Here is a 6,292-nt window from a genome sequence, read left to right as displayed (position 1 = left end):
TCGACTTGCATGTGTAAGGCATGCCGCCAGCGTTCAATCTGAGCCAGGATCAAACTCTTCAGTTCAATACCTGTTACTGTTTTCGGTTCGGTTAAGAACCGGTCGCTCACTCAAAGCTGACAGGAATCTGAATTGCTTCAAAAACCTGACTTACTTTAGTGTGAGACTCTTGATACTTTTGCTGCTCCTGATTTCGCTCCGAAGAACGACATCAGGTCGCCACCGCATCAAGCGCCCACACTTATCGGCTGTAAATTTTTAAAGAGCAATTCGTCTTAATCGCTTCGTTTTCGTTCGCAGCGATCAGCGAAGGAGGCGAATTATGCGGGTCATTCCGGATATCGTCAAGCGACTTTCGAATATTTATTTTTGGGGGCCGCTATGCCGATTTTCGGCAGCCACCGGCACCCACGCCTGTGGGGTCGCCTCTTCTGTCACCAAATCGGGGAATGGCAGCTGCGCCCTGCCCTCAGCACAATCGGATTCGGGCGCACTCATGTCGTTGCCGATCAAGCGCCGACGGTCTCGACAGCGCCTTCGGGAAGCGGCTGGGGCAACCCGACGCAAAACCCTTGCGCGTAGTCGATGCCAATCCCGCTGAGGCGCCCGATGATCGCCTCGCTTTCCACAAACTCGGCGATGGTCGCCTTGCCCGCGGCATGGGCCACCTGGTGAATGGACTGGACGATCGTGCGATCGAGGTCGCTGCTGGCAATCCCGCGCACGAAGCTGCCGTCGATCTTCAGATAATCCACAGGCAAGCGCTTGAGGTAAGTGAACGAGGACATGCCGGAGCCGAAATCGTCGAGCGCGAATCGGCAGCCGAGTGCGCGCAGGCTCTCCATGAGGGCAATCGCCTTCGAGAGGTTGGTGATCACGGCCGTTTCCGTGATCTCGAAGCAGACGCTTTCGAAGCTGATTGCGCAGCGCTGCTGCTGCTGCACGATGTACGCGAGCAGATCCTCGTCGCCGAGCGATGCGCCGGAGAGGTTGATCGACCAGACGTTCGCCGCAAGATGGCCGGCCGCAATGGCTTCGAAAGCACGGCCGATCACCCATCGATCGACGAGCGGCATCAGGTTGAAGCGCTCGGCGGCGCCAATGAAATACGCAGGAGGAATCACATCACCCGATTCGTCGACCATGCGCAGCAGCAACTCGACGTGCACTTCCTCGCCGGGACCGCCCTCCTTGAGCGACTTGATCTGTTGCGCGTAGAGGCGGAAACGGTCGTGCTCGAGCGCCGCCTTCACGCGGGCCACCCACTCCATCTGCGTATGGGTGGTCGACTGGAGCTGATCTTCCAGGCAGTACTGGTGCACGCGGTTGCGGCCTTTTTCCTTGGCCATATAACAGGCGACGTCGGCCGCCTTCATGATGTCCCATGTCGAGATTTGCGTGTCGTCCACCTCCACCACGCCGATGCTCACGCCAGTCGTCAGCAAACGCTGGTCCCAGGGTAGCCGGATGACCGTCACGGCCTCCCGCAGATCCTCCGCGACCCGCAGGGCGTCGTCGATGCAGCATTCCGGCAGCACGACGCCGAATTCGTCACCGCCCAGGCGTGCGAGGATATGGGCGACACGCAGTTGTTGCTTCAAGGCGCCGCCCACGCTGCGGATCAATTCGTCGCCGGCCGCGTGGCCGCACGTATCGTTGACGACCTTGAACTGATCGAGGTCGAGGAACATCACCGCATGCGGGCGTGTCCCGGCCTTCTCGAGCAAGCCCGATAGCCGGCGCTCGAATTCGCGTCGGTTCAGCAAACCCGTCAGATGATCGTGCGTCGCCTGATATTCGAGTTCGGCGGCATGCTTGCGCTCCGTGCTCGCGTCTCGAAGCACCATCACCGTGCCCAGCATTTCCTCTTCGTCGTCGCGGATCGTCGCCACAGAGCAGGCCACGGGCAGGAGCGAGCCATCCGGACGCGTCACCGAGAGTCTGCGCTGCGCGTCGTCGTCGGCCGCTGCTGCCCGGTTGCGCAGGCATTGCGCAGTGACGATATTGCCGGAGCGCTCGTCGTAGAGATCACAGACGTCGAACAACGGCTTCTGGCAGATATCGCGCGAGGGACGCCCGAGCATGCGCTCGGCGGCGGCGTTGCAATAGGTCACGCTCGCCTGGTTGTCCATGCGGATCACACCGTCGTCGATCGAAGCGAGCGTGGCTTCGGTGAGGCTCTTTTCCTTCGCGGCTGCAGCTTCTGCCCGCTTGAGTTCGGAGATATCGAAGAGGCAACCGACGATGCGCGTCGCCCGGCCGCTCTCATCGCGTATGGCCTTGCCGCGTCCCCGGCACCACAGGTATCGACCATCGGCCATTCGCAGCCGGTATTCGACGTCATAGAGGCTGTCATGCTTCAGATGGTTGATGATGGTCTCGCGCAAGCGGAGCAGATCCGCGGGATGCACGAGCGCATTGAAAGCGCGGGTATCCATGGGGAGGTCACCGTCGCCATAGCCGAGCTGCTGGTACAGATAGCGGGAATAGTAGGCACGGTCGCTGACGAGGTCCCAGTCCCATAGTCCAGCATTGATGCCCTCGAAGCCGAGGCTCAAGCGCTCCTCGCTCAAATGCAATCGGGCGGCAAGGCGCCGGGAGAGGCGCAGCAGTAATAGCATGCCGATGCATGCGAGCACCGCAACGGGCCACGCCATGACAGCACGGGAGTACTGGGCGAGCACGGCCGCCGCTACGGCACTCATCCACACAGGGAGGAGCACCACAACGATTCGACCGCGGCGGTTGCCTTCGGTAAGCCAGCTCACTGCGCGTGTGATCAGTCTCATGGCTGATTTAGTATTCTTCTTGGTTCAGCTTCCATGCGTCGCGTGCGCGCGGCACTACGAGACAGAGTCACAGTAAAGCGTGACGGCGTGTATCCGGAAGACGCGCAAACGGAGGAAGGCCCACGGACGGGTGGCCAAGTCTACCCGCTTTCCTTATTCCGAATGAATGGGGATTACCCGCGGAAGTTATTTATGTTTGCAGGACCAGGCATTTGCGTTCTTGCGCGCGCGAATGATAGATACGGAAAGACTGGCGAGTTTGATTTTGAACCGGCTCGCAAACGTTCGCGAGCCGGCCGTTCTCGAGAATAGAAAACTGAGGCCGCCAACGCGGCCTCCTGCTTACCGGCTCTGCAGGCGGATATCGCGCGACGAAGCCCCCACATACACCGCGCTGCCAGCCACATAGGCCCAGTCGTTATGCGTCGTGTCCCAAACACTCTGCGCACGTTCGGTGATCGTCACGCGCAACGGCTGCGACTGACCCGGCTTCAGGAACACCTTCTGAAAACCAACCAGACGACGCGGCGGCTCGCCGGCATAACTCACACCCAGATACACCTGTGCCGTTTCCGCACCGGCTACGCGGCCATCGTTGCGCACCGTGAACGAGGCCGTGAGCGTATGCCCCGGGCCCTGCTTCACCGTCAGTCCCGAATAGCTGAAGTGCGTATACGAAAGGCCATAGCCGAACTCGTAGAGCGGCGTGATGTTGTTCGCGTCATACCAGCGATAGCCCATGTCCAGCTTCTCGGCATACACGGGATCGGTCGCGAAAGCGCCGTTCGTCCCCCACGTCGGCGTGTCCTGATCGTGCACCGGGAACGTAACCGGCAGCTTGCCCGAAGGGTTCACCTGACCGAACAGCACGTTCGCAATCGCCTTGCCGCCGCCCTCGCCCGGATACCACGCCTCGACGATTGCCGAGACCTGGTCCTTCCAGGGCATCAGTACCGGATTGCCGCTCTCGATGATCACGATCGTGCGCGGGTTGGCCTTCGCAACGGCTTCGACCAGCTGGTCCTGATTCGACGGGTTCGCGAGGCTCAGGCTTTGCAGATCGCCGAAGTCCTCACCCGCAGGCTGCGCCACGACGACGATCGCGACATCGGACTGGCTGGCGAGCGTCGCGGCCTGGGTGATCTCCTGCTGCGTATAGGCGCGGAACGGCTGCGTCTGGTCGGTGTTGCCCGCGAAGCTCACCTGCGCCGAAGGCGCGAGCTGCTGGATCGCCTGGGTGATAGGCGTATTGAGCTTGAGCCACGGGTTGGTCCACCAGCCGCAGCCCGTGGACGAAGCGAACGCGAGCCCGCCACAGCCCGAGAAGTTGCCCGTGACCGGATCGCGCGTATTGCCCGAGCCGCCGCCACTCAGCACGGCCGTATCGGCGTGAGCGCCGATCACCGCGATCTTGTGCAGGCTCGGTGCCGAAAGCGGCAGCTGGCTGCTGTCGTTCTTCAGGAGAACGATGGATTGTTCTTCTGCGGCCTGCGTGAACGCGTTGTACTTCGCGAAGTCGATCGTGGCACCGCCCTGCGCCGGATGGTCCAGCACGCCCGTGCTGATCATCACATAGAGCTTGCGCCGCACCATGTCGTCCAGACGGTCCTGCGAAACTGCCTTCGATGCGATCGCCTGTTTGACCAGGTCGGGCGTGAGGTAGACCGTCGGGCCCACGTCCTCTTCCTCGTCGAGACCCGCGTTGATCGCCGGTGCCGTGCTATGCGTCGCGCCCCAGTCCGACTGCACCTGCCCCTGGAAACCCCAGTCCTTCTTCAGCACGTCGGTCAGCACATGCGTGTTCTCGCACGCGTAGGTGCCGTTCAGGCGGTTGTAGCTGCACATCACGCTGCCCGGCCGCGCTTCCTTCGCCGCGATTTCGAACGGCAGCAGATAGAGTTCGCGCAGCGTGCGCTCGTCGATCTGGCTGTTGCCGCCCTGGCGCCCCGTTTCCTGTTCGTTGCCGACGTAGTGCTTGATGGTGGCGATCACCTGCTGGCTTTGCGTGCCGATGGTGCGCGCCGCCAGCATTTCGCCCGCCAGCACGGGGTCTTCGCCGAGGTACTCGAAGAGGCGCCCGCCGCGCGGTTCGCGAGCGAGGTTCGTGCCGCCGCCCAGCCCCATGCCGAATCCTTGCTCGCGCAACTGGTCGGCGATGCGGGCGCCGAAGTCGCGCGCGAGGTACGGGTCCCAGCTTGCCGCGAGCGCGATCGTCGCCGGAAAGGTCGTGCTCTTCTGGCTCGTGCTGCCTGAGCCCGTTGCGGAATCAACCATATTCAGGTCGGGAATGCCCAGACGCGGCACGCCCTGAATATAGCCCGCGCCGCCGCCCGGCACGGCGCTCATCTGGTATTCGGAATGGATGAACTGGAGCTTCTCGTCCTGCGTCATGCGCTTGAGCAACAGGTCGGCACGAACGTGCGCGCCGAGGTTCTGGGGGACGGCCATCAACGGCATCGGCAACGGATAAGGTACGTCGTTGCTGCTGTCGCCGGCATGGGCGGTAGCGGCCACCGCAACCAGCACGGCGGCGGTGGGCCAACGGGTGATCCTCATATGTCTCTCCGGGAGTTCGAATACGTTATGGAGTACTGATCAGACCGGTAAACAGGGTCTGGCAGAGCGGCCGGCCGCGTCAGGCGCCGGCAAACTTCCTGCGGGGAAACCGGTTGAGTCGCAGCGCGCAAACGTTTGCTTTTATGCATCCGCTTGGGCTTCGCCGGTTGATGTAGCAAAACTCCAAATAATCATATAAAAACTATTGAGTACCCTTACGGACTTTTATCTCAGTATTTTCCCGGCTGGCGGTAGCTAACACGCATGAAAGGCGCGAAACCGACAGGTAATCGTAAGACAGCGGTAATGTGATTGTTGCGAACGCAACGGAAATTCGAAATTCGATGTGATTTGCATGACGCCCGCGAACGCCCAGCGGCGCCCTGTGAGCGCAGCGCACAGAGCGCGTCGCGGGCCGAAAAAAGCTAATCTGTTACGAGGCCTGCGCAAGCGGCGGCGCCCGCGCCTGCGTGCGCGAAATCGACATCACTGTAAGGAGTGGCCACGATGGAAAGGCAACGCAAGGTTCCCCGAATCGCTTCGACCCTGCTCGCTGCAACGTGCGCATTCGCTCTGGCAAGCGGCGCACTCGCGCAAACCGGCATGCCCCAAACGGAGCAGCAAGGCGACATCTCGTTCGTGTCCGGCGGGGTTGGCCGCGACGAGTCCTCCGCGCTGCGGCACGCGCGCAGCCAGTGGCCGCTCTCGATGCTGTTTACCGGCCCCGGTTCGAGCTATGTGGCCGACGTGCATGTGCAGATATCGAACGCCGGCGGCACGTCCGTGCTCGACACGCGTTCGCACGGTCCGTACATGCTCGTGCGGCTGCCCGCCGGACGCTATACGATCACCGCCACCTATAACGAGGTCACGAGGACGCAGCGCGTGAACGTCGCCGGCAACGGCAGCGCGCGTGCGACGTTCTCGTTTCCGGGCAAGCACTGAGC

Annotated in this window: 3 protein-coding genes and 1 rRNA gene; 1 reads left to right on the top strand and 3 read right to left on the bottom strand. The window is 62.0% G+C overall.

Annotated features, from left to right (window positions below; translation table 11 throughout):
* The 3 genes from AB4Y35_RS33530 to AB4Y35_RS33520 form a co-directional block, all read right to left on the bottom strand.
* Positions 1-65 (bottom strand): 16S ribosomal RNA (locus tag AB4Y35_RS33530); the annotation flags it as partial.
* Between the two features lie 444 nt (positions 66-509).
* A complete protein-coding gene (locus tag AB4Y35_RS33525) occupies positions 510-2,789 on the bottom strand; it encodes an EAL domain-containing protein (RefSeq protein ID WP_368707806.1) in 2,280 nt (759 codons plus the stop codon).
* Between the two features lie 342 nt (positions 2,790-3,131).
* Positions 3,132-5,345, bottom strand: a complete 2,214-nt coding sequence (locus tag AB4Y35_RS33520) for a glycoside hydrolase family 3 C-terminal domain-containing protein (protein ID WP_368707805.1) — start codon at positions 5,343-5,345, stop codon at positions 3,132-3,134.
* A gap of 507 nt (positions 5,346-5,852) precedes the next feature.
* Here AB4Y35_RS33520 and AB4Y35_RS33515 point away from each other — a divergent pair.
* Positions 5,853-6,290: a carboxypeptidase regulatory-like domain-containing protein gene (locus AB4Y35_RS33515; RefSeq protein ID WP_368690806.1), complete on the top strand. Its 438-nt coding sequence runs from the start codon at positions 5,853-5,855 to the stop codon at positions 6,288-6,290.
* Positions 6,291-6,292 lie beyond the last annotated feature (2 nt).

Origin of the sequence: Paraburkholderia sp. EG286A (assembly GCF_040965375.1) — a bacterium.
Taxonomy (GTDB): domain Bacteria; phylum Pseudomonadota; class Gammaproteobacteria; order Burkholderiales; family Burkholderiaceae; genus Paraburkholderia.
This window is presented reverse-complemented; position numbering and strand designations above follow the sequence as displayed.